We start from the raw sequence: 22,935 nt of genomic DNA on the forward strand, positions 1-22,935 counted from the left end.
TCTCACGGGGTTTCCAGGCTTGTCGTCAGCGCCCCTCGCACCTCAACCGGAGGGGAGAGCGGCGGTTGTCAGGAGTTGACGAGGAGGCCGTTGCGGGCGAGTTCGGATTCGAGTTTGCCGCTGGTGGCCAGGTCGGCCTCGAGTTCGCGGACCAGCGGCAGGATTTTGGCGCCGAAGTATTCGACGTCTTCGAGGTAGTGCAGGAAGCCGAGCAGCAGCAGGTTGACCCCGCGCGTCTTGTAGCCGACGATCCGTTCGGCGATCTGCTCGGGGGTGCCGATGAGGCCGGTACGGAAGCCGTCGTTGTACTGCACCAGGTCGGTGAACTCCGAATCCTGCCACATGCCTGTGCCGTTGCCGGTGGATTGGCCGGCCTGTTTGACCGCCGAACCGAATCCCTCGACGGCCTCACGGTCGGCTTTGTCGACGATCTCGCGCAGCACATCGCGGGCCTCGGCCTCGCTGTCACGGCCGATGAGGAAGCCGTTGAGCCCGAACCGGACGGTCCGGTTGTGCAGGGCCGCTTCGGTTTTGACGTCGATCACCTGTTCGGTGATGCCGTCGAAGTCCTTGCCGTTGCTGAAGTACCAGTCCGACACGCGGCCGGCCATGGCGCGGGCGGCCGTCGAGTTGCCGCCCTGGAAGATCTCCGGGTGCGCCCGGCCGGCGACCTCGGTGGGTTTGGGTTTGAGGTCGAAATCGTGCAGCCGGTAGAAGTCGCCGGAGAACTCGGCGTGCTCGCTGGTCCAGATCTCGCGCAGGTAGGTGATGAACTCCTCCGAGCGGCGGTACCGTTCGTCGTGCTCAAGCCACGGTTCACCGAGCTTGGTGAACTCGTCCTTGAACCAGCCGCTGACCACGTTGACGGCGGCGCGGCCGCCGGACAACTGGTCGGCGGTGGCGATGAGCTTGGCGAGCACACCCGGCTGCCACAGACCGGGGTGGACGGCCGCGATCACCTTGAGGCGCTCGGTGGCCAGCAGCAGTGCGAGGGAAAAACTGGTGGACTCGTGCTGGTATGCCGCGCCGTAGGAGGCGATGTAGCGGACTTGCGAGAGCGCGTAGTCGAAGCCGTTGTTCTCGGCGAGGACGGCGAGCTTCTTGTTGTAGTCGTAGCTCCAGTCGGTGCGCTGTTCAATCGTGGAAACCACCAGTCCGCCACTGACATTGGGAACCCAGTAGGCGAATTGCAGTGGACGGTGTGCCACTTCGAGAGCGCGCTCGGCAGCACGATTCTCCGTTGAGTTTGAGGACATGAATCAAGTGTGCAAACAACCACGATCGGCGCCAACGATTGGAATCAGACCGACCGCAAAGCCCGAGCGGCCCATTTTGTGTAGGTATTCTGACCCATTCTCGTCGCCGCACCCCCACCCGCTGTGTCACCCGGCGAGTCCCGCCAGCCAAGATGGTGCGGTGAGTTCCCGATCTACGACGTTCGCCCGCTATGCGACGCTGCGCCGCGCCGCACGCCTGCTCAACGACTTCCGCTTCGAGCAGAGCGACCCGGCCCGGTTCTACGGCGCGATCGCGACCGACACCGCGGTGATGGCCGGCTCTCTGCACCCGGGAGGGCTGTCGGGCACCACCGTGCTCGACGTGGGCGGCGGTCCCGGCTACTTCGCCGACGCCTTCGCCGAACGCGGGTCCACCTATCTGTCGGCCGAACCGGACCCCTCGGAGATGCACGCGGGCGGGCTCGACCAGCGGGCGAGCGTGCGGGCATCCGGTCAGCAGCTGCCCTTCGCCGACGACAGTTTCGACATCTGCTTCTCCTCGAATGTCGTCGAGCACACGTCGGCACCGTGGGAGATGTGCGCGGAGATGCTGCGGGTCACCCGGCCCGGCGGCACCGCGATCGTCAGCTACACGCTCTGGTACGGGCCGTTCGGAGGGCACGAGATGGGGCTGACCCACTACGCGGGCGGGCATCGGGCCGCGCGCTGGTACACCCGCCGGCACGGGCATCCGCCCAAGAACCTGTACGGCACCTCACTGTTCAAGGTCACCGCCGCCGAAGGGCTGGCCTGGGCGCGGTCGGTGGCCCCCACCGCCGACACCGAACTCGCCTTCCCCCGGTACCTTCCGTCGTGGCTGTGGCCGGTGATGCGGGTACCGGGGCTCCGCGAGGTGCTCGGCACCAATCTGGTGCTCGTTCTGCGCAAGCGCTGATACCACTCACGCGGCGGTCTCCTGTTCACCGACGATCACGGTATTGACGATTCGGTCGATGGTGTCGGTGTCGGGAAGATCGGTGTGGCCCGCGCCGAGACCACGCAGCGTGGCTGCCGTCGGCCACCGCATACCTCGGAGATCAGTGGCATTCACTTGGGTGTGACCGGAGAAGGTACGGAAGTACCTGTCAACGGCATCGGAGTTGAGCCAGATCGACAGCCCCATCGCCAGCTCCGCGTCAAGACCCTTGCCCGCATCGTGGAAGTAGTTGAGCTTGTTGTCGAAAGCTACCGGCCCTTCACCATCATGGTCAGCGGAGTCCCACACGCTCGCGACCAGGCGACGCGTCTCTTCCTTTGCCGAGAACCGCTTAACCAGGGTGTAGATTCCGCCGGGCACCAGCCACCGTCGATCCTCGGCACAGGTGATCGAGAACCACTGCGGTTTACCGGTCTCCTTCGGATGAGTCAGAACGCCGTGGGAGATGTTGGCGGGATAGACCATCGGGTAGTTCTCTTCATAAGGCTCGGTGAGCAGTTGGTCTCGGCTGCGGAAATCGACCACACGGCCCGTGCTGACCTTGATCCCGAGGTCCGCGAGCGAGCATGGGAGCGCTGACATCTGTGCGACGAGATCGGCGTCCTCCGGACTGGACGGGATGTGGACGTAGAGCTGTTTGTCGCCGGGGTGGATGATCTCGGTGTAGTCGACCTCGCGTCGGGTGACCTCATCGCGGTGGTCACGCGAGATCGAAAGGATCGCGGTCACCGGAGTTTCGTCGGTACGTGTCATCGAGTAGATGATGGTTTCTTGCAGTACGCCGGAGTCCGCGAACACCGAGTTGCGAGCGTCGAAGATATGGATGGCGTCGAACGCGGCCTGCGGTAGAAGCCACTGACGGAACTTGGCGAAGTAGGTTCCGTGGTGAACGACCTCGGGGTGATCGCAACGAGTTGTCCACCGGGGCGCAGCGAGGCAACCGAGAGAGCCACGAACGCGGCGTACACGTTAGGACAGTCCACCGTCTGTCGGGCGGCGGCGAGCCGATCGGCAGAGCGCGCCGCGAGCTTCCCGTATGGCGGATTCTGGATCACAGCGTCGAAGGTGCCGAGGTCCGCAGCGGTGTCGATGAAGCTGCCCTCAACGACGGTAGCGGTAAAGTCGACTCCGGCGTCGGCAGCAGCGCGCTCGCACTCGGCGAGGGTCTCGCGAAGCGCGGGGACCATCGCAGGGTCCGCCTCCACCACGGTCACGTCCACGGTCACGCCGGGAGCTTCATCAAGGACACGCGCCACCACTGCGGCGGTCAACGCACCTGACCCCGCACCAGGATCGAGGAGCCGGAAAGTGCCGGACGATGAGAGCCGGAAGAGGCCGGCCATGAACGCTGCGGTCGGCGCGTTGGTGAGGTGCTGGCCGAGCTGGGCCTGGGTCGCAGGGTCCAGGCCAGACTGCACCTCACGTCGCCTGGCGTCCACACGGTCGAGAAGTGCCGGGGATTCGCTCACGGGATCACGATAGCCCTCACCTGTGACGGTGGCCGTGCGCGGCCAATCGGGCTCCTCGATGAGCCGGCGAAGGAGCTTGCTCGGTAATCCCCTGAACAGAGTGGAGACTTCCATACCCATCACCCAGCGCCCGGGCGGGGTGGCACCGGCTTCCCATGAACTACGCCCCCGACGGCAATGACGCCGCGCAGGTCAGCAGTCCGCCGTTGCTGGTCTGGGTGGCCAGGGTTTCGCCGTTGTACATGATCGTGCAGGTCAGCGGGCCACGGATCACCACCGCGGTCAGCCGCGCCCGACCGTTGGTCAACTCCACCCGCTGCGACCACGGAGCACTGGTGGCGGCGACGATGGCGACCTTGCCGTTGACCAGATAGTTCAGACCGACGACGTCGCCGCGTCCGGTGATCTGGTAGACCACACCCGACGGCGCGGTCCGGGAGGTCGCCGTGCTCTCCGGCGCCTCCGACGTCGTCGTGCTGGTGGTGGTCTCGGTGTCGTCCGGTGCGCGGCTCACAGAAGTGCGCGCCGAGGTCGTCGATGACGCCGCCGGGGTGGTGCCGTCATCGTCGTCGTCGGAGCCGCCCGTGAGCATCAGGGTCGCCACCACGCCGATCACCACGAGGGCCACCGCGATCAGCGCGGCGAGCACGATGGTGCGCCCACGGGAACCACCTCCCCGCGGCTGCTCACCCGCAGCGCCGTACGGTGGCTGCTCATGCGGCCCGGGGTCGTACTCGGTGCGGCCGTACTGCCCGGCGTCACCGCCGGGCGCGTACCCGTCGTCGGCGTGCGCTGTCCGGCGGTGGCGCGGATCGATATACGGCTCCTGGTAGCCGGGATCGCCGTAGGCCGACGTGGCCGGCGGTTCATCGAACCTGCGCGTCGACGATCCGCCGTTCTCGGCGCCGACTTCCCCTGTCGCTCCGCTCGCCCAGTGCGGGTCATGGCCACTGCTGCCGGGATCGCCGTAGCGGCGTGGATCGTCGGGTGGTCGCGTCATGATCTGATTGTGGCAAATCGCCTCTGGCATAGCCGACGGTCGAATGACCCGGGCATCAGCGCTCCCGCTCGATCAGGTTCACCGGCCACGCCTCATCCGGGATCTGCTGCAGTGTGCACGCCTGATCGACAGCGGTGAACCAACCCCGGAAGTGGAGGATCTCACCGATGAGCGGGTTGTGCACGGTGGCATCGCACCGGAACCGCTGATGCCGTTCGTCCCAGCCCTCGATGTACTTCATCTGAGTGGAGAACGGGCCGCGCATGCCGATCTTGGGGCCGCGGCCGAGCCAGCGCAGCGGGCCGCTCTCCAGCAGCAGTTCACCGGCCTTGGTGACGGATGGTTCGATCGGGTAGAGCAGTTCGGGACCGTCGCCGAAGTAGTCGACAAGACCCTCGCGTCCCGAGACGAGCAGCGAGTTCACGTTGCGCGACCCGGTGGTGTACTGAAACTCGCGCAGCACCGCCAGACATTCGCGGCCGAGTTCGTCGACATAGCAGTACTGGCTCTGCTCGAACGGCACCATTCGGCTGGACTTGGCCGGCATCGCGTGCCGGTTGGAGTAGTGCTTGAAGAACAACGACGACATCGCGGTGTTGGTGTACACGGACTCGTAGATGCCCGAGGCGATCTGCGCCACCCCTGACGTCGAATCCACGCTGTACCGCCACGCGACGTTGGGGTGTAAACGGTTGAAGTCCGATCCCAGCATGTCTTGATAGACGGGCGCCACCGCCACCCCCTTCGTGCCCCAGCGTGTCGTCTTCCCCAGGATTGGTAACGAATCTACTACGACACTCCGACACGGCGACCAATTTTGGTCCCGGAAACGGGGATTGTCGTCATGCCCCGGTCAGGATGTCGGCCTGCTCACCTGAACAACAGTGCGGGTTAGGTGCAATGAAGTGATCTGCCAGCGACCATCGCTCTTCCGGTACGTTTCGTGGTAATGTCCGGCGCCGCGCAGTTCGCCACCGTCGGGGTACACCAGCCAGTCCTCCATCGCCCAGATGCCGGTGGCCGTGTCGTCTGCGGTCAGTGCGATCTCCGGGGTGTGCACGTGATGCACGGTGGCGACATCGTTGAGCGCGCTGAGTGTGAACGAGACGAAGACGTCGGCACCTTCCACCGGCGGCGCGGTCTGCGGGTCGGCGCCGTTCGTGCCGGGCGCCATGTCGACTCGGACCACCACGTCGTCGGCGAACAGAGCCCGCCAGGCGTCGCCGTCGCGGGTGTCGAGAAATCGGCAGTACTGTGCCTTCAGACTCCTGATGGCCTCGATCTCGGTCTGCACTTCAACCTCCTGGCAGCTGTTACGGTAATCGTTACAGTAACAGCTACCAGGAGCCGCGGCGGCTAAACCAGAAGACGGTTGCGCAATCTTTCGCGGGCGCGATCGTCAAGGCCCAGACAGCCGCTGAGGTACTCGTCCATCCCGCCCCACACCCGATCGGCCTCCGCGAAGGACTGATCCAGATACGCCGCATCGACACCGAGCAACGGACGCAGCAGCTCCGGGTCGCCGCCGGCCTCCGCGAACTTCGCGAACACGCCCGTGAACGTCGGCAGCAGATGTTCGTTGGTGAGCAGATACTCGCGGTAGATGTCCTCGCGGGCCACACCGAGCGCGCTGAGCAGCACCGCCGTACCCCAACCGGTGCGGTCCTTGCCGGTGGTGCAGTGGATGAGCAGTGCCGCCGGATCCTCACCGAGCAACCCGGCCACCATGCGGCGATAGGACGCGATCGCGCTCGGCAGCGTCACATAGTGCCGATACGACTCGCTCATGTGCTCGACGCCCTTGCCGCCGGTGAGTTCGGTGCTCACCCGGGCGACGACCGCCGGATCGACCAGCACCTCGTGCAACTTGGCCGGGATCGCCATGGACGTGTCGGCGAGCACGTCGAGCGAGAGGTTGGCCTGCTCCCCGATCGCGGCGTCGGGTGCCTCCAGCCGTTCCCTGGCGGTCCGCAGGTCGTAGATGGTGGTGATGCGCAGCGCTCGCAGTCGTGCGGTGTCGTCGTCGCTGAGCGAGTGCAGCGCGGTGGAGCGGAACACCATGCCGCGGCGCACCACCCGGCCGTCGACCGTCGGCCAGCCGCCGACGTCACGCAGGTTGGGCAGCGAGGCCAGCTCGATGAGTTGTCCCGGTTGCGCCTGCGCTTCTGTCAGCTGCTCGCTCGCCATGGGCCCATCATGTCATGCACCGATGGACGGCCCGCGAACGTTCCCGGACCGGCGGGCGATACCGGCGGGAACGGTGCCGATACCCTCGAGGACAGTCCACGATGTCCGGAACCGGACGATCTCAGGGGAGGAACAAATGCCGTACCTGGGTCTGATCACCCTGGCCGTGCTGATCCTGGCACTGATCGACATCATCCGCGCCGACGAACGGGCCGTGCACGGGATACCAAAGCTTGCCTGGATCACGCTGGTAATCATCGTCCCGATCATCGGCGCGCTGCTGTGGATCGGGTTCGGCCGGCCCACGGCCGACGATGCCGAACCCGCAGAACGGCCACGCGGTGAATTCGCCGAATACGACCATCCGCACCGGGCCCGGGCCGCCGACCCCGAGGCCGACCGCGAGTTTCTGCGTCAGGTACGGGCCCGGGCGGAGGAGCAGCGTCGCAAGGCCCGCGAGCAGCAGCGGCGCGTGGACGAGAATCCGGACCCGACGAACTGATTGTGGCGCGAACGGCCGGAAGGCCGGCCACCCTCTCGGGTGACCGGCCTTCCGTGTTCGCGATCGGTCGCGAGACCGTGGCAGCGGGGGCTGTCAGAAGCCCATGCCGCCCATCTCGTCGCCACCCGGCATAGCCGGGGCCGGGTTCTTCTCCGGCTTGTCGGCGACAACGGCCTCGGTGGTGAGGAACAGAGCCGCGATCGAGGCCGCGTTCTGCAGCGCCGAGCGGGTGACCTTCACCGGGTCGTTGATGCCGGCGGCCAGCAGGTCCTCGTACACGCCGGTGGCGGCGTTGAGGCCGGTGCCCAGCGGCGAGTGCAGGACCTTGTCGGCGACGACGCCGGGCTCAAGGCCCGCGTTGACGGCGATCTGCTTGGCCGGAGCCGACAGCGCAACCTTGACGATGTTGGCGCCGGTGGCCTCGTCGCCCTCGAGCGAGAGTGCATCGATGGCAGGCTCGGACTGCAGCAGGGCCACGCCACCACCGGCGACGATGCCCTCTTCGACGGCGGCCTTGGCGTTGCGCACGGCATCCTCGATGCGGTGCTTGCGTTCCTTGAGCTCGACCTCAGTGGCAGCACCGGCCTTGATGACGGCAACGCCACCGGCCAGCTTGGCCAGACGTTCCTGCAGCTTCTCACGGTCGTAGTCGGAGTCGCTGTTCTCGATCTCGCCACGGATCTGGGCCACACGGCCGGCGATGGCATCGGGATCGCCCGCGCCCTCGACGATGGTGGTCTCGTCCTTGGAGACGACGATCTTGCGGGCGGTGCCCAGCAGCTCGACGCCGGCGCTCTCCAGCGACAGGCCGACCTCTTCGCTGATGACCTCGCCACCGGTGAGGATGGCGATATCGGCCAGCATGGCCTTGCGGCGGTCACCGAAGCCCGGGGCCTTGACGGCAACGGACTTGAAGGTGCCCTTGAGCTTGTTGACGACCAGGGTCGAGAGGGCTTCGCCCTCGACGTCCTCGGCGATGATCAGCAGCGGCTTGCCGGCCTGGATGACCTTCTCCAGCAGCGGCAGCAGGTCCTTGATGGTCGAGACCTTGCCCGAGACCAGCAGGATGTACGGGTCGTCGAGAACCGCTTCCTGACGATCGGCGTCGGTGACGAAGTAGCCCGAGATGTAGCCCTTGTCGAAACGCATGCCCTCGGTGAGTTCGAGCTGCAGGCCGAAGGTGTTGGACTCCTCGACGGTGATGACGCCCTCTTTGCCGACCTTGTCCATGGCCTCGGCGATCAGCTCGCCGATGGACGGGTCGCCGGCCGAGATGCCCGCGGTGGCAGCGATCTGCTCCTTGGTCTCGACCTCCTTGGCGCTCTTGAGGAGGGCTTCGGTGACAGCCTCGACGGCCTTCTCGATGCCGCGCTTCAGACCCAGCGGGTTGGCGCCGGCAGCGACGTTGCGCAGGCCCTCACGGACGAGTGCCTGAGCCAGAACGGTGGCGGTGGTGGTGCCGTCGCCCGCGACGTCGTCGGTCTTCTTGGCGACCTCTTTGACGAGCTCGGCGCCGATCTTCTCGTAGGGATCCTCGAGCTCGATCTCCTTGGCGATGGACACACCGTCGTTGGTGATGGTGGGGGCGCCCCACTTCTTCTCCAGGACAACGTTGCGGCCCTTGGGTCCCAACGTGACCTTGACTGCGTCGGCGAGGCTGTTGAGCCCACGCTCGAGACCGCGCCGGGCCTCTTCGTCGAACGCGATTTGCTTGGCCATGGGTAAGTGATCCTCCGGTAGGGGGTGACACCAGGTATCTATGGCCGGAACATCGGTGCCCGCGACGGACGACCGGCGTGTCAAAAAGGACCGGCCTCACCGTCCCGACCTGGCACTCACAGTCCGCGAGTGCCAACCACCGTTTTAGCACTCGACCCCGGAGAGTGCAAGATATCCGCCGACAGCTGAACGCGGCGCCGGACGCATCCGCGATCAAGGTGGAAGATCTGCGGGCTATACGTGCACGAATCTTCCACCTGGCTACCGGATCACTCTTCCCAGGGACTGAACACGTCGATCCCCGTGCGCGCGAAGTACCGTACGTTCCGTGGTTTTCTTCGCCTCGGCGACCACCAACTTCTGCACCTCGGTATCGGACAGTCTCAGCCCGGCCTCGTGGGCGGCCTGCCTGCGCGCAACGCGTCGTTGAACACCACCCGCGCACACCCGACGGGTGCGGATGGTTGCCGCAGCTACGTTGCCTGACTACATCGCACCGGATTTGGCGGTGGCGATCATGGCGGCGATGTCGCCGCGAAGCGCCTCGGGGACCAGGTCGGTGTTCAGCTCGAGGAATCCGTTGACGATCAGGGCGCGGGCGGTGTCCTCGGCCAGTCCGGACGCCATCAGGTAGGCGACCCGGTCGGCCGAGATCATCCCGATCGACGCCTCGTGGGACAACTGCGCATCCGCGGTGCGGGCGACCAGACCGGGCGTGGTGGACAGTTCCCCGGCGTCGGTCAGTTTCAGTCCGTCGCAGCCCAGGTAGCCGCGGACGTGGTGGCCCTCGGCGCGCAGGGTGGTGTTGTTGACGATGTCACCGCCGTCGGTCACCATCCGGGCGATCGACTCGGCCGAGGCGCCGTCGCCGGTCAGGTTGATCTCCTGGTCCATCACCCGGCGCGTACCGCGCGGGGCGAAGTACACCGACTGATCGTTGGACACGCCGTCGGCGTCGATGTAGGTGACCGAACGCGAGCGATGATCCCGGAGCCCGGACATCGCGATCGTGGTGGTCTCGTCGCGGGCGCCCCGCCCGATCTGGGTGGCGGCGTAGCTGTTGACCACCATGTCCTTACCCCAGCGCTCAATGGACACCGAACTGCACCGCGCCCCCGGCCGCAGGAAGGTTTCCGAGATCGAGATATGGTGCCCGGTACGGACATTCGGTTCGACGGTGGCACCCGACACCATCGTCAGGCTCGAATTCTCGCCGATCACGGTGATGTTGTGGATGAACTGCCGTTGCTGCGGGGTGGCCAGCAGGGTGAACGACTGCAGGGGCAGTTCGACCTGGTAGCCGTCCTTGACCCAGATGAAATGACCGATCGGATGATGGGGTGTTTCGGCCGCCTCCCGGACCTCGTCGTCGAAGTCCGGTGCGATCAGCGAGAACATCAGATCCTGCACCCACGGGTACTGCTTGAGCGCATCGGCGATCGGCAGGATCTCAACACCCGAATCGAGTCGCGAGATGTAACGGACCTCTTCGTCGACCACGACGCACGATGCGCTGTGGGCGACCTCGGAGCCGTACCCGATGTCCGAGAGCGGTTGTGCTTCTTGCTGAGCAAGTTCTGTTCCGACAACAGTCGTCGGGGCGAGCGAAGCGACGGGGGATTCCTGGGCGAGCGAAGCGACGGGGGATTCCTGGGCGAGCGAAGCGACGGGGGATTCCTGGGTGGTCATGTGAGCTTCCTCCTTGATCGCGGTCTCAGACCGATGCGCCGGCCGGCGCGCTGGGAACGGTGTAGCCGTGCCGCTGGATGTGACCGAATAGTTCCCGCGGCTCACCCGAGTAGACGATGCGGCCGTCGAGCATGAGATGCCCGACGTCAGCGCGCAGGTAGTCGAGGATGAAGCCGGTATGGGTGATGATGAGCGCGCCCCGGCGGGTCCCGTCGTCGGCGGGCGTGGCGAGCAGATCGCCGATCGCCGCACCGACCGCCGCGATGTGCTCGAGATCGACCCCGCTCTCAGGTTCGTCGAACAGACACATCGTGGGCCGCTGCAACGCGAGCTTGACGATTTCCGATCGTTTGATCTCCCCGCCGGAGAAGCCCGCGTTGAGATCCCGCACGGCCAGTCCCTCCAGATCGAGGGCTGCGACGGCGGCGTCGAGCTCGTTCAGGGCATCCAGCGCCCGCGCGAGTCCGCGCAGGGACACGCCCCGCAATGAGGGCGGGCGCTGGAACGCCAGCGCCAGCCCGCCACGGGCCCGCACGTCGACGGGCGCATCGCCGATGGACTCGCCGTTGAGTTCGATGGTGCCCGACGTACGGTACGGGGGCAGCCCCATGACGGCCGACAGCAATGAGGACTTGCCGCACCCGTTGGGCCCGAACAGAATATGGGTTTCCCCCTGTGCCACCTCAAGATTGACGCCGCGACAGATGGCGGTATCGTCAACGTCGACATCGACGTCGACCAGGTTCAATAGGTTTGCCATACCTGAGAACGTACGCCGAGGTCACCATCCGGGTTAGGGCCGACACGGGTGGCGACATAGGGTTTTGCGACCCTGGTTCGACCGATACCTTTCTGCTACCGTTCGAATCCGCCACCTCTCGAACTGATCGTCAACGAAGGACCTGGTGTCGACCGTGCCGGGGCACTGCCTGGGAATCACCGGGTTGCCCGGCCGCTCGAGTCGCCCGCACGATTGCGAGGCGGGTCACTTCCCGACGGTGAACTCGGCGCTGCGGCCCAGGCCCGACAATCGGCCGCCGCCCCAGCTCCCGCTGCTGTAGGACTCGGCGGTCGCCGTGTAGGTGCCGGCGACCGTGTCGACGGTCAGCGTCGCACCGGGCGCGATCACGCCGAGGAAATCACGCTCACCGTCGACACCGGTGAGGAAGATACGGGCGTGGGCGTAGGTGGCGGCATCGTCGACGGGGGCCGCCCATGTCACCGAGAGCACGCCCGAGTCCACCGCCACCCGCACGGTGAGCGCCGACATCCCGGCGGGCGCTGTCGGGCCTTGCCGCCATGGTCGCCACAGTCGCACCCGGTCCAGGCTACTTCCCCGGCCCGCCCGCCACACCGGCCGACCCGGCCACCTCGCTGTCACCCCGGTCACCGTCGGCTGCGGGCGCACCCGCATCGCCGACCGAACTGCCCGTCGCCCACTCGGGCACCTCCGCGAGCGCGCGCGGCATCTCCCTGTCCGTGCCTGTGCAGCAACCACCTGCCCGGGTCGACGGCGAGGTGGCCGGGCTGCCGGTGTCACGGCGGCTGCTGCACACCGGCCATCAGGTGCTGGTCGGGCGGTCCGCGCAGTTGCTGGAGACCGTCGCGCGCCTGCCCGGGGTCACCTCGGAGCTGCCGTCGCCGTTCCAGGAGTCGGGCTACTACTTCAGCGCTCGCACCGACACTCTGGACGCCGACACCCTGAATGCCGACGCGCCGCGCCTCAGCCCCGGCGCATCTCCAGGTTGATCCTGCCCACCATCGCGTCGACGGCAAACTTGGGTTTGACGTTCCGGTCGAGCGCCTCGCGGCAGTCGAGAACGGCGTCGACACAGCGCAGCAGCTGTTCGGGCCCGGCGTAGGACGCCATCCCGTTGGTGATGGAGTCGGTCTTGTCCGGGTGCATGGGGGTCACGGTGGCACCCATCGACCGCAGCAGCGCGTCGCGGAACAGGGCGGCGAGATCGACCAGGGCCCGGTCGAGGACGTCGCGCCCGACGCGGGTGGCCCGCGATTTCTGCCGCTTCTCCAGGTCCTTGAGCGCTCCGGCGCTGCCGCGCGGCATCCGGGCCGTGCCCTTGCCCTCACCGCCGGCGCCGAGCGCGGTCCTGAACTCTTCGAGTTCGGCCGCGTCGAGCTGGGCGCTGAGCGCCTTGGCCGCGTCCTCGGCGGACCGAACGAGTGCCTCGGCCGCGGCGTAGGCGGTGGAGTCGCGCGTGGCGGCGCGGGCCAGTCCGAGGGCCTGCTCCCGTTGGGCGACGGCATCGGCGTCGGTGGCCAGCCGTTTGGCGCGACCCACATGCCCGCCACACACCGACGCCGCCCAGCGCGCCTTGTCCTCGTCGATACCGTCACGTTCGATGAGGAACCGCGCGATGGCGTCGACGGCGGGAGCACCGAGCGCGATGTGCCGACACCGCGAACGCAGGGTGACGGAGATGTCCTCGGGGTCCACCGACGGTGCGCACAGGAGGAACACCGTGCGGGCCGGCGGCTCCTCGACCACCTTGAGCAGCGCATTGGCGGCCGACTCGGTGAGCCGGTCGGCATCCTCGACGATGACGATCTGCCAGCGGCCGGTTCCGGGGCGGCGGGCCGCCAGCTGCACGATGTCACGGACGACGGCCACCGACAGACTCAGGCCGTCGGGGACGACATGCCGGACATCGGCGTGTGTCCGGGCCATCACCGTCACGCAGGCACGGCAGTCACCACAGCCGGAGTCCGCCGGATCGTCGGCCTGGCATTGCAGCGCCGCGGCGAACGCGGTGGCCGCGACCGAGCGACCCGAGCCGGGCGGCCCGGTGAACAGCCAGGCGTGGGTCATCGAGGCCCGTGATGCGGCGCCGAACTCGTCGTCGAGGACGCTCTCGCCGCCGTCGCCGGTCCCGGCGAACATCGACACCGCACCGGAGGCCGCCTCGTCGATCCGGGCGGCGGCACCCCTCGCGGCGCGCGCGGCGGCCCGCAGCTCGGCCGCCGCGGAGGTCTGCCCGATCAACCGATCAAAGACATTTGTCACAGTCGCCAACTGTAATCTCCTGGTCAGACCCCGACGCAGGACCCGACAGTGTGTAACTCTTGCAAGCATCCAGCTAACGTGGTGACGTGGTAGAGCGCCGATCACGATGGTCCAAGGGCGTGCACCTGGCCCGATGGCTGGTGCACACGCCCTGGCCGTTGCTGGCCCTTGACATGCTGCGCGCCAATCTGGTCGGTGCCCTGTTCACCTTCGCCTTCCTGCGGTTCGGCATGCCCACCGAGGATTCGGTGGCCTTCAACGACGTGGCCGGCACCTCGCAGGCGGTGTTCCTCACCTACCTGGTGCTGGTGACCATCGTCGGCGGGTACTTCACCATTCGGCTCTCGCTTCCTGTCCTGATCTGGCAGCGCCGTCGGTCCCGGCTCGACGACGAGTTCGCCAGGCACCGCGCGCTACAGCTGCCGATGCTGCTGACCGGGCTCAACCTGGCGATGTGGCTGGGCGGAGGCATCGTCTTCGCGCTGACCAACCTGGCCGATTCCCAGAAGAACTCGTTCATCGGCGCGGTCGCCACCCTGATCGGCGCCCTGGTGACGTGTGTTCTGGGCTATCTGCAGGTGGAGAAGGTCCTGCGACCGATCACGGTCACGGCCATGGCCAACGACCCCGACAGCGCGTCGGCACCGAGCATCACCACCCGCATCACGGTGTTCTGGGCGGTCAGCGTCGGCGTGCCGCTTGCCGTGATCCTGCTACTGATCGCCTGCCAGCGACTGAACTGGATCAGCACCGACGCTGTCGGGATCCAGCGGCCGATCGTGTGGATGGCCAGCGCGGCGCTCGTCTTCAGCACCATCGCGATCGCCCGCGTCGTCAGCGCCATCAACGACCCGATCAAGCAACTCCGCAAAGCCCAGAACGAGGTGTCGGCCGGCAACCTCAACGCGTCGGTGAAGATCTACGACGGCAACGACCTGGGGCTGCTGCAGGCCGGGTTCAACGACATGGTCGCCGACCTGCGCGAACGCCAGGACCTGCGCAACCTGTTCGGCCGCTATGTCGGCGAGGACGTGGCGCGGCGGGCGATCGAGACCGGCACCGAACTCGGCGGCGAGGAACGCTACGTCGGCGTGCTGTTCGTCGACATCGTCGGGTCGACGCGGCTGGCCGTGGACCATCCGCCACGTGACGTGGTGGAACTGCTCAACGAATTCTTCCGCGTCGTGGTGGCCGTCGTCGGCAGACACGGTGGTTTCGTCAACAAGTTCCAGGGCGATGCGGCACTCGCGATCTTCGGCGCCCCGCTCGACCTGGAAGATTTCTCCGGCCGCGCCCTGGCCGCCGCCCGCGAACTCCGCGAGGAGCTGTACCACTCGCTCGGTGACACCGACATCGGTATCGGGGTTTCGGCAGGCAAAGCGATCGCCGGTCATATCGGTTCGGAGAAGCGCCTGGAATACACGGTGATCGGTGATCCGGTGAACGAGGCCGCCCGGCTCACCGAACTCGCCAAGGACGAACCGACCCGTGTCCTGGGTTCGGCGCGGGCGGTATTCCTGGCCTCGGCCGAGGAGGCGACCCACTGGGAGATCGGCGAGGGCGTGGAGTTGCGCGGGCGGGGCATCGAAACCCTGCTCGCCCGGCCGCGTGAGGTGCCCGTCGACCCCGCCTCCGACCGGTCCGCCGGCGACGAGCTCTGACGGGTCAGATCACCAGGGCGGTGTGGTGTCGTCGGTGACCGGCTGCTGGGCGCTTGTCGACTTCTTGGCCGCTGTCGTTTTCTTGGCCGCTGTCGTTTTCTTGGCCGCTGTCGTTTTCTTCGCGGCTGTGGTCGTTTTCTTGGCCGCTGTCGTTTTCTTCGCCGCTGTCGTTTTCTTGGCCGCTGTCGTTTTCTTCGCGGCTGTGGTCGTTTTCTTGGCCGCAGTCGTCTTCTTCGCTGCCGCAGTCGTCTTCTTCGCGGCTGTCTTCTTCGCGGCCTTCTTCACCGGCCCCCGGACACGGCGATCGGCGAGCAGTTCCATCGCCCGCTCGGGGGTGATGGTCGCCACCTCGTCGCCCTTGCGGAGGCTGGCGTTGGTCTCACCGTCGGTGACATACGGGCCGAACCGGCCGTCCTTGATGACCATCGGCTTCTCGCTGACCGAATCGTTGCCCAGCTCACGCAGTGGCGGCGCGGCGGCCTGCCGACCGCGACGTTTGGGCTCGGCGTACAGCTTGAGCGCGTCGTCGAGGGTGACCGAGAACAGCTGGTCCTCACCGGCCAGCGACCGCGAGTCGGTGCCCTTCTTCAGATACGGCCCGTAGCGGCCGTTCTGCGCGGTGATCTCCTCACCGGAGGCCGGGTCGACGCCCACGACACGCGGCAACGACAGCAGCTTGAGCGCGTCGTCGAGGGTGACGGTGGCGATGTCCATCGACTTGAACAACGATCCGGTGCGCGGTTTGGGACCGGCCTTCTTGGCCACCTTCTTCGCGGTCTTGCGGGCCGGTTTGGCCGTGGTGGTCGTGACCGTGCCGGCGGGTGCGTCGAGCGGCACCACGTCGGCTCCGTCTCCGCCCGTCCCGGCGTCCGCGCCGGTTCCGCCGTCGCGCGGGGTGGGTCCGGCCGCGATCGTGAGCGGGGCACCCCCGTCCTCATCGCCGCTGTCGTCGTCCTCGCCGGATGGCAGGATCTCGGTGACGTACGGCCCGAATCTGCCCTCCTTGGCGACGATCTGATGCCCGCTGAGCGGATCGACGCCGAGGACGCGTCCCTCCTGCGGGGTCGAGAACAGTTTCTCGGCGACCTCGATCGTCAGCTCGTCGGGGGTCATCTCGGCGGGCAGGTTGGCCCGCTGCAGGTCTTCCGGTGCGTCCGGGCCCGCCACATTGCGTTCGAGGTAGGGACCGAACCGGCCGACCCGCACGAACACCGGGCGACCCTCGTCGTCGTCGAACAGCTTGATGGAGTTGACCTCGCGGGCGTCGATCTCCTCGAGGTTGACGCCGACGAGCTTCTTGAGGCCGCCGTAACGCGCGATGTCGGATTTGGCGGTGTCGCGGCCGAAGTAGAACTCGGTGAGCCAGTCGGTGCGGTTCTCGTTACCGGAGGCGATCTGGTCGAGGTCGTCCTCGAGCGAGGCGGTGAAGTCGTAGTCGACCAGCGAGTGGAAATACCCTTCGAGCAGTCCGACCACGGCGAACGCCACCCACGACGGGACCAGCGCACTGCCCTTCTTGACCACGTAGCCGCGATCCTGGATGGTGCCGATGATCGAGGCGTACGTGGACGGGCGGCCGATGCCCAGTTCTTCGAGTACCTTCACCAACGACGCCTCGGTGAACCGGGCGGGCGGGTTGGTGGAGTGGCCGTCGGCGGTCAGCTCGGCGGCCGTCAGCCCCTGACCCCGCACCAGGTTCGGCAGCCGGGTCTCGGCGTCGTCGGCCTGGCCGCCGGCCTGGTCGTCGACGGTCTCGACGTAGGCCAGCAAGAAGCCGGGGAAGGTGATGGTGCGGCCGGATGCGGCGAACGTCGCGGTTTCCCCCGACGACGCCGTGCCCGAGATCCGCAGGCTCATCGTGGTGCCCTTGGCGTCGGCCATCTGCGAGGCGACGGTGCGCTGCCAGATCAGCTCGTACAACCGGAACTCATCGGTGTCGAGTTGCTTGGCCACCTGGCCGGGCGTGCGGAAGGTCTCGCCCGCCGGACGGATCGCCTCGTGCGCCTCCTGCGCGTTCTTCACCTTGCGCGTGTATTGGCGCGGGGTGGCGTGCACGTACTGGGAACCGTACAGATCGGCGGCCTGTGCGCGGGCCGCGCTGATCGCCGACTCGCTCAGCGTCGTCGAGTCGGTACGCATGTAGGTGATGTAGCCGTTCTCGTACAGACGCTGCGCGATCCGCATGGTGCGGTCGGAGCTGAACCGCAGTTTGCGGCCGGCCTCCTGCTGCAGGGTCGAGGTCATGAACGGCGCGTACGGCTTGCGCGTGTACGGCTTCTCCTCGACGGAGGTGACCGTGAGCGCCGCACCCTGCAGGCCCGCGGCCAGCGCCCGGGCACGGGTCTCGTCCAGCACGACGACACCCTCGGGCTTCTTCACCCGGCCGGTCGAGTCGAAATCGCGGCCGGTGGCCACCCGGGCGTCGTCGACACCGACGAGTCGCGCGGAGAACCTGCGCGGAGTCGCGGACGATTCATCGGCGCCGGCTCCGGCGTCGAGCACCGCCGCCACGTCCCAGTAGTCGGCGGAGGTGAACGCCATCCGTTCGCGTTCGCGGTCGACGATGATGCGGGTGGCCACGGACTGCACGCGGCCCGCCGACAGCTTCGGCATGACCTTCTTCCACAGCACCGGCGACACCTCGTAGCCGTACAGGCGGTCGAGGATGCGCCGGGTCTCCTGGGCGTCGACGAGGTCGTTGTCGAGGTCGCGCGGATTGTCGGCGGCGGCGCGGATGGCCGGTTCGGTGATCTCGTGGAACACCATCCGCTTGACCGGGATCTTGGGTTTGAGCGTTTCGAGCAGATGCCATGCGATGGCCTCGCCCTCGCGGTCACCGTCCGTGGCCAGATACAGCTCGTCGACGTCCTTGAGCAGCGACTTCAGCTCGGTGACGGTCGACTTCTTGTCCGGGGAGACCACATACAGCGGCTCGAAGTCGTCATCGACGTTCACCCCGAGTCGGGCCCACTTCTCGCCCTTGTACCGGGCCGGGACGTCGGCGGCGCCACGCGGGAGATCGCGGATATGGCCGCGGGAGGACTCGACGACATAGTTGGGCCCCAGATAGCCCGCGATCTTGCGCGCCTTGGTCGGTGACTCGACGATCACAAGCCGTCGGATCGCCTTCCCACTCGTCGCTTTCCCGCTCGCGGGCGAAGCAGTACTGGTCTCTGCCACCGGGGGTCCTTCACAGGTCATATCAGATGATCGGCCGGCCGGTGAGGCCGCCGATACGAACTCGTTCGTCTGAAACGGTTTGTACCTTATGTATAGCGTCGTATGCACATCACCATTACCCGGCGACGTGTCATATGTGACGTGAATCGGTTCGGATAATTTTCCGCCGATCACGATTGTCCCAGGTCATGCGCATAATCGAGGTGCAGCATCGGGACGAAAGTCCCTACCGGCGCGCATGGGTGCGGCGGCCCGACCGTTCAGCGCGGTATCGGCGCCCGCTCTGCGAACCGGAGGCGTGCCGGTACGGGCGGCGCGATACCGGAGGCGTGGCGGTGTCAGCCGTGCGCGTCGAGGCCGTGGAGGTCCGGGGACTCGCGCGGCCAGGCCACGGCGGCGCCCGCGATCGCGGGCGGGCGGCCCACGTATTCGAGCAGGCGCAGCAGGCGGCGATGACCGGCGACCCGCAGCGCGGGTGTGGTATCGCGGGTGCCGACGAGCGTGGGTGCGATGCCGACCCGCATCAAGGCGGTGGCCAGCGGCGCGTGGCATTCGGGAGCGTATGGATCGAGTCCGAGCAGGTACCGGTCGCCTTCGGGACGGCCCGCGGCGAGCACCCACAGCCGCAGCGCCCTCGGCGAGGGCACCCAGCCGGCCGGCACCGCTTTGACCGCACCCGAGAGCCAGTGCGCGGCGAGATCGTCCAAATCGTGGCCGGGGAGGGTACGGGCGACCGGACGACCCTCGCAGGAGGCACTGATCTCGGCGGGCAGCCCGGTCGAGAGGAGTTCACGCACGATGGCCTGCGCCCGCCACGGTTCGGCGACGGCGATGGAGATCCGGGTGCCGGTGTCGGTGTGCTGCGCCTGTCCGTGGGCGGCAAGCAGCCCCGCCAGATCCGCGCTGGTCGGCTCGTCGACGTCCGCCGAGAAAAGCGACAACTGCACCACCTCTCTGAGCCTACTGTTCCTGACCGGTTATGCCAGTCGCGCGATGTCGGCAACCGCCGGGAGGGACAACCACCGGATACTGAGAACCGCCCCCGACCGATGGTCGGGAGCGGTTGCTCGAAGCGTCTTCGCAGGTGCGAAATGCTTCCTAGACGGCGCGGACGCCGGTCGCCTGAGGACCCTTGGTGCCCTGGCCGACCTCGAACTCGACGCGCTGGTTCTCTTCGAGGGTACGGAAGCCCGAGCCCTGGATCTCGGAGTAGTGGACGAACACGTCATCGTTACCCTCGTCAGGCGCGATGAAGCCGAAGCCCTTTTCCGCGTTGAACCACTTCACAGTCCCCTGTGCCATTACTCAATCCTTTTCATGCATGCCAACTGACCGGCGCGAGATACCCCGAGCCGTGGCCGGTTCCGACCGCCATACGTAAGAGAGCCCCGCGGAGAACCGCAAACCAACTTCAGTACCACGACCGCAACATCGATCTCGCTACCCCCGTGCTCCGGCGGTCTCGAAAGCTGCGACCGCAACCAGTCAAGCACGTTCTGCGCTCATGCGATAGTCGGCACACCAAACTGTGCATAAACCTTGCCGACTCGCGCAGAAAAAGTGCACGCGCGTAATATATATGTCCACGAATTGCAACAGCGTACACACTGATGATTGAGTAATGCAGAACACACAACGTTCCGGGCGGGGCCGGGCCCCGTCCTACGGGGAAGAGCTCCTCGCCCACGCCCTCTCCGGCTCCGGCTCGCTCGCCGACATCTATCGCGAGCACCCGATACCCGTGGACGGACCGGCACCCGTCGAACATCCGACGCCGCCCGGCGCACCCTTCGCCGCCGCAGCACACCACCCTGCGTCACACCACCCTGCGTCACACCCGGAATCCGACGAACCGCGCGGCGACGGGACACGAGGGTCCCGGAGCGCCGAAACCGCCACTGCCGGAAACGCCGACGCCGGCGACCAATTCTCGCCACTGACCCATGTATCCGTAATCAACTCCACGACAGCAAATTTCGCCGACTGGCCGACATGGGTACCAAATACCCTTGTGCAAGCATTGGAACACCAAGGGATTTCACGCCCCTGGGTGCATCAGGAACGGGCCGCATCCCTCGCCCACAATGGTTCGCACGTCATCGTCAGCACACCGACCGCGTCGGGCAAGTCGCTGGCGTATCAGCTGCCGATCCTGACCGCACTGCTCGCCGATCCCCGCGCCACGGCGCTGTACATCGCGCCCACCAAAGCGCTGGGGGCCGACCAGATCCGCGCGGTGGCCGCGCTCACCGCCGGCCGGCCGGAATTCGGCCACCTGCAACCCTGCGCGTACGACGGCGACACCGAGACCGATATCAGGCAGTGGGCGCGGGCGCATTCGCGCTGGATCTTCACCAACCCCGACATGCTGCACGTGGGGATCCTGTCCACCCACCCACGCTGGCGGCACTTCCTCCGCAACCTTCGCTACATCGTCATCGACGAATGTCACCATTATCGGGGGGTTTTCGGATCGCACACGGCGTTGGTGATGCGCCGACTACTCCGCCTCGCGCGGGCCGCCGGGGCCTCCCCGGTGGTCGTCGCCTCCAGTGCCACCGCCGCCCACCCCGCCGAATCCCTGTCCCGGCTCATCGGCGAACCCGCCGTCGCCGTCACCGAGGACGGCTCACCGCACGGCGAACGCACCCTCGCCCTGTGGCAGCCCGGTTTCGTCCCCGCGGTCACCGGCGAGAACGGAGCCCCGGTCCGCCGGTCGGCCGGAGCCGAATCCGCACGACTACTGGCCGATTTCGTGATCGAAGGGGCCCGCACGCTGTGCTTTGTGCGCAGCCGGATGGGCGCCGAACTCACTGCCCGGCAGGCCCGACAGATCCTCGCCGCCGCCGCACCCGAACTGGTGGACAAGGTCGCGGCCTATCGGGCCGGCTACCTCGCCGACGACCGCAGACGTCTCGAACGGGCCATCGACGACGCCGAACTCACCGGCGTGGCCACCACGAACGCGCTGGAGCTGGGTATCGACATCAGCGGTCTGGACGCCGTCATCGTCGCCGGCTATCCGGGCAGCATCGCCTCGTTCTGGCAGCAGGCCGGACGAGCCGGGCGGCAACACCATTCGGGTGATTCGCTGGTGGTGCTCGTCGCCCGCGACGACCCCCTCGACACCTACCTGGTGAACAATCCGCCGGCGTTGCTCGACAAACCCGTGGAGGCGGCCGTCACCGACCCCGCCAATCCGTACATCCTGGGGCCGCATCTGCTGTGCGCGGCCGCCGAACTGCCGTTGACCGAACGCGACGTGGACGATTGGGGCGCCCGTACGGTGGTCGACGAACTCACGGCGCGAGGCGCGCTCACACGCCGCCGGCTACCAACGAGAGGCGCGGATCGTCCTCGTCCACATCCTGGATCGGCTACGACGGGGTGGTACGTCAGTGCCGGAATCGAGCCGCACGCGCAGGTCAACCTGCGTGGCGGCAGCGGCGAGGAGGTGCTCATCGTCGACACCACCACCGGGCGTCTGCTGGGCACCGTCGACGCGGTGCGCGCGATGTCGACGGTGTACGCGGGTGCGGTGCACATCCACCAGGGCGAGACGTTCGTCGTCGACGAGTTCGACCTCGACGACGGCCTGGCACTGACCCATCCCGAAGAACCCGACTGGACGACGTCGGCCCGCGAGACCACCGGGATCTCGGTGGACAGGGTGATCTCCGAACGCCGGTACGGCCCACTGACCGTCGCCTTCGCGGAGGTGACCGTGACCCACCAGGTGATCGGCTACCTGCGCACCCTGCTCACCGGCGAGGTCCTCGACTCGGTCCCCCTGGACATGCCGGAACAGACACTGCCGACGCGTGCGGTGCTGTACACCCTCACCCCGCGGGCACTGGCCGATGCGGGCATCGATCCGGCGGCACCGGCCGGCGCGCTGCATGCCGCCGAACACGCCGCGATCGGGCTGCTGCCACTGGTGGCCACCTGCGACCGCGGCGACATCGGCGGTCTGTCGACCACCCTGCATCCCGATACCGGCCTGCCGACGGTGTTCGTCTACGACGGACATCTCGGCGGCGCCGGATTCGCCGAACGCGGTCACGACACCTTCGCCCGGTGGATCGGCGCGACCCGCGAGGCCATCGCCTCCTGCCGGTGCGCCGCGGGCTGCCCGTCGTGCGTGCAGTCACCGAAATGCGGCAACGGCAACGACCCGCTCGACAAGTCGGGCGCGATCGCCGCGCTCACCCTCATCCAGCGGTGCCTGTCGGACGCGGCGGCCGACCCCGGCGAACCCGCGGTGACCGCCCCCACGGCATCGGTACAGTAAG

The 22,935-nt window shown here is 67.2% G+C and carries 19 protein-coding genes and 1 pseudogene; 5 read left to right on the forward strand and 15 right to left on the reverse strand.

What is annotated here, in order from left to right; genetic code table 11:
* Positions 1-68 precede the first annotated feature (68 nt).
* On the reverse strand, positions 69-1,256 hold the full coding sequence (gene sfnG, locus GII31_RS20120) for a dimethylsulfone monooxygenase SfnG (RefSeq protein ID WP_246221975.1): 1,188 nt from the start codon (positions 1,254-1,256) through the stop codon (positions 69-71).
* A gap of 160 nt (positions 1,257-1,416) precedes the next feature.
* On the opposite strand from sfnG, the gene GII31_RS20125 reads away from it, so the two are divergent.
* The gene (locus tag GII31_RS20125) at positions 1,417-2,172 is read left to right on the forward strand and encodes a class I SAM-dependent methyltransferase (protein ID WP_213245112.1); all 756 of its coding nucleotides are present in this window, start codon (positions 1,417-1,419) and stop codon (positions 2,170-2,172) included.
* Positions 2,173-2,178: 6 nt separating this feature from the next.
* Here GII31_RS20125 and GII31_RS20130 read toward each other — a convergent pair whose 3' ends face one another.
* The 6 genes from GII31_RS20130 to GII31_RS20155 all read right to left on the reverse strand — a co-directional run bounded on the left by GII31_RS20130 (position 2,179) and on the right by GII31_RS20155 (position 6,870).
* On the reverse strand, positions 2,179-2,967 hold the full coding sequence (locus tag GII31_RS20130; protein ID WP_213245113.1) for a hypothetical protein: 789 nt from the start codon (positions 2,965-2,967) through the stop codon (positions 2,179-2,181).
* Positions 2,964-3,683: an Eco57I restriction-modification methylase domain-containing protein gene (locus GII31_RS20135; protein ID WP_213245114.1), complete on the reverse strand. Its 720-nt coding sequence runs from the start codon at positions 3,681-3,683 to the stop codon at positions 2,964-2,966. Before GII31_RS20135 ends, GII31_RS20130 begins: the two co-directional genes overlap by 4 nt.
* 160 nt (positions 3,684-3,843) lie before the next feature.
* On the reverse strand, positions 3,844-4,683 hold the full coding sequence (locus GII31_RS20140) for a hypothetical protein (protein WP_213245115.1): 840 nt from the start codon (positions 4,681-4,683) through the stop codon (positions 3,844-3,846).
* A 55-nt stretch (positions 4,684-4,738) separates the two neighbouring features.
* Entirely contained in the window at positions 4,739-5,395 is a 657-nt protein-coding gene (locus GII31_RS20145; RefSeq protein ID WP_407649998.1) for a DUF4166 domain-containing protein, read from the reverse strand.
* A 141-nt stretch (positions 5,396-5,536) separates the two neighbouring features.
* On the reverse strand, positions 5,537-5,977 hold the full coding sequence (locus tag GII31_RS20150) for a nuclear transport factor 2 family protein (protein ID WP_213245117.1): 441 nt from the start codon (positions 5,975-5,977) through the stop codon (positions 5,537-5,539).
* A 62-nt stretch (positions 5,978-6,039) separates the two neighbouring features.
* Positions 6,040-6,870 carry a tyrosine-protein phosphatase gene (locus GII31_RS20155; RefSeq protein WP_213245118.1) on the reverse strand — a complete coding sequence of 277 codons (831 nt, stop codon included), beginning with the start codon at positions 6,868-6,870 and terminating at the stop codon, positions 6,040-6,042.
* Between the two features lie 136 nt (positions 6,871-7,006).
* On the opposite strand from GII31_RS20155, the gene GII31_RS20160 reads away from it, so the two are divergent.
* On the forward strand, positions 7,007-7,372 hold the full coding sequence (locus tag GII31_RS20160) for a PLD nuclease N-terminal domain-containing protein (protein WP_213245119.1): 366 nt from the start codon (positions 7,007-7,009) through the stop codon (positions 7,370-7,372).
* A 93-nt stretch (positions 7,373-7,465) separates the two neighbouring features.
* Here GII31_RS20160 and groL read toward each other — a convergent pair whose 3' ends face one another.
* The 4 genes from groL to GII31_RS20180 form a co-directional block, all read right to left on the reverse strand.
* On the reverse strand, positions 7,466-9,091 hold the full coding sequence (gene groL, locus GII31_RS20165) for a chaperonin GroEL (protein ID WP_213245120.1): 1,626 nt from the start codon (positions 9,089-9,091) through the stop codon (positions 7,466-7,468).
* Positions 9,092-9,577: 486 nt separating this feature from the next.
* Positions 9,578-10,780 carry a SufD family Fe-S cluster assembly protein gene (locus GII31_RS20170; protein ID WP_260840136.1) on the reverse strand — a complete coding sequence of 401 codons (1,203 nt, stop codon included), beginning with the start codon at positions 10,778-10,780 and terminating at the stop codon, positions 9,578-9,580.
* A 25-nt stretch (positions 10,781-10,805) separates the two neighbouring features.
* Entirely contained in the window at positions 10,806-11,540 is a 735-nt protein-coding gene (locus tag GII31_RS20175; RefSeq protein ID WP_213245122.1) for an ABC transporter ATP-binding protein, read from the reverse strand.
* 225 nt (positions 11,541-11,765) lie between these two features.
* Positions 11,766-12,050 (reverse strand): hypothetical protein, encoded by a 285-nt coding sequence (locus GII31_RS20180; RefSeq protein ID WP_213245123.1) that lies wholly within the window; start codon positions 12,048-12,050, stop codon positions 11,766-11,768.
* Between the two features lie 29 nt (positions 12,051-12,079).
* On the opposite strand from GII31_RS20180, the gene GII31_RS20185 reads away from it, so the two are divergent.
* Positions 12,080-12,529, forward strand: coding sequence for a DUF2617 family protein (locus tag GII31_RS20185; protein WP_213245124.1), 450 nt, complete (start codon positions 12,080-12,082; stop codon positions 12,527-12,529).
* Here GII31_RS20185 and GII31_RS20190 read toward each other — a convergent pair.
* On the reverse strand, positions 12,504-13,802 hold the full coding sequence (locus tag GII31_RS20190) for a DNA polymerase III subunit delta' (protein WP_213245125.1): 1,299 nt from the start codon (positions 13,800-13,802) through the stop codon (positions 12,504-12,506). The genes GII31_RS20185 and GII31_RS20190 overlap by 26 nt on opposite strands.
* Positions 13,803-13,888: 86 nt before the next feature.
* On the opposite strand from GII31_RS20190, the gene GII31_RS20195 reads away from it, so the two are divergent.
* Positions 13,889-15,463: an adenylate/guanylate cyclase domain-containing protein gene (locus GII31_RS20195; protein WP_407649851.1), complete on the forward strand. Its 1,575-nt coding sequence runs from the start codon at positions 13,889-13,891 to the stop codon at positions 15,461-15,463.
* 9 nt (positions 15,464-15,472) lie between these two features.
* Here the strand turns inward: GII31_RS20195 and topA are convergent, their stop codons facing one another.
* The 3 genes from topA to GII31_RS20210 form a co-directional block, all read right to left on the reverse strand.
* A complete protein-coding gene (topA, locus tag GII31_RS20200) occupies positions 15,473-18,643 on the reverse strand; it encodes a type I DNA topoisomerase (RefSeq protein ID WP_213245126.1) in 3,171 nt (1,056 codons plus the stop codon).
* Between the two features lie 338 nt (positions 18,644-18,981).
* Complete coding sequence (locus GII31_RS20205) at positions 18,982-19,593, reverse strand: hypothetical protein (protein ID WP_213245127.1); 612 nt, start codon at positions 19,591-19,593, stop codon at positions 18,982-18,984.
* A 148-nt stretch (positions 19,594-19,741) separates the two neighbouring features.
* Positions 19,742-19,945 (reverse strand): cold-shock protein, encoded by a 204-nt coding sequence (locus GII31_RS20210; protein WP_005193408.1) that lies wholly within the window; start codon positions 19,943-19,945, stop codon positions 19,742-19,744.
* A 607-nt stretch (positions 19,946-20,552) separates the two neighbouring features.
* Between GII31_RS20210 and GII31_RS20215 the strand changes: the two are divergent.
* Positions 20,553-22,934 (forward strand): annotated as a pseudogene (locus GII31_RS20215) (DEAD/DEAH box helicase); the annotation flags it as partial.
* Between the last annotated feature and the right edge of the window lies 1 nt (position 22,935).

It is taken from the genome of Gordonia pseudamarae (genome assembly GCF_025273675.1).
GTDB classification, from domain to species: domain Bacteria; phylum Actinomycetota; class Actinomycetes; order Mycobacteriales; family Mycobacteriaceae; genus Gordonia; species Gordonia pseudamarae.

What these genes read in the sequence shown, in the direction of transcription:
- sfnG (WP_246221975.1), bottom strand. Translation starts at nt 1,256, where the DNA reads ATGTCCTCAAACTCAACGGAGAATCGTGCTGCCGAGCGCGCTCTCGAA.
- GII31_RS20130 (WP_213245113.1), bottom strand. Translation starts at nt 2,967, where the DNA reads ATGACACGTACCGACGAAACTCCGGTGACCGCGATCCTTTCGATCTCG.
- GII31_RS20140 (WP_213245115.1), bottom strand. Translation starts at nt 4,683, where the DNA reads ATGACGCGACCACCCGACGATCCACGCCGCTACGGCGATCCCGGCAGC.
- GII31_RS20145 (WP_407649998.1), bottom strand. Translation starts at nt 5,395, where the DNA reads ATGCTGGGATCGGACTTCAACCGTTTACACCCCAACGTCGCGTGGCGG.
- GII31_RS20155 (WP_213245118.1), bottom strand. Translation starts at nt 6,870, where the DNA reads ATGGCGAGCGAGCAGCTGACAGAAGCGCAGGCGCAACCGGGACAACTC.
- GII31_RS20160 (WP_213245119.1), top strand. Translation starts at nt 7,007, where the DNA reads ATGCCGTACCTGGGTCTGATCACCCTGGCCGTGCTGATCCTGGCACTG.
- groL (WP_213245120.1), bottom strand. Translation starts at nt 9,091, where the DNA reads ATGGCCAAGCAAATCGCGTTCGACGAAGAGGCCCGGCGCGGTCTCGAG.
- GII31_RS20170 (WP_260840136.1), bottom strand. Translation starts at nt 10,780, where the DNA reads ATGACCACCCAGGAATCCCCCGTCGCTTCGCTCGCCCAGGAATCCCCC.
- GII31_RS20175 (WP_213245122.1), bottom strand. Translation starts at nt 11,540, where the DNA reads ATGGCAAACCTATTGAACCTGGTCGACGTCGATGTCGACGTTGACGAT.
- GII31_RS20180 (WP_213245123.1), bottom strand. Translation starts at nt 12,050, where the DNA reads ATGTCGGCGCTCACCGTGCGGGTGGCGGTGGACTCGGGCGTGCTCTCG.
- GII31_RS20185 (WP_213245124.1), top strand. Translation starts at nt 12,080, where the DNA reads ATGGTCGCCACAGTCGCACCCGGTCCAGGCTACTTCCCCGGCCCGCCC.
- GII31_RS20210 (WP_005193408.1), bottom strand. Translation starts at nt 19,945, where the DNA reads ATGGCACAGGGGACTGTGAAGTGGTTCAACGCGGAAAAGGGCTTCGGC.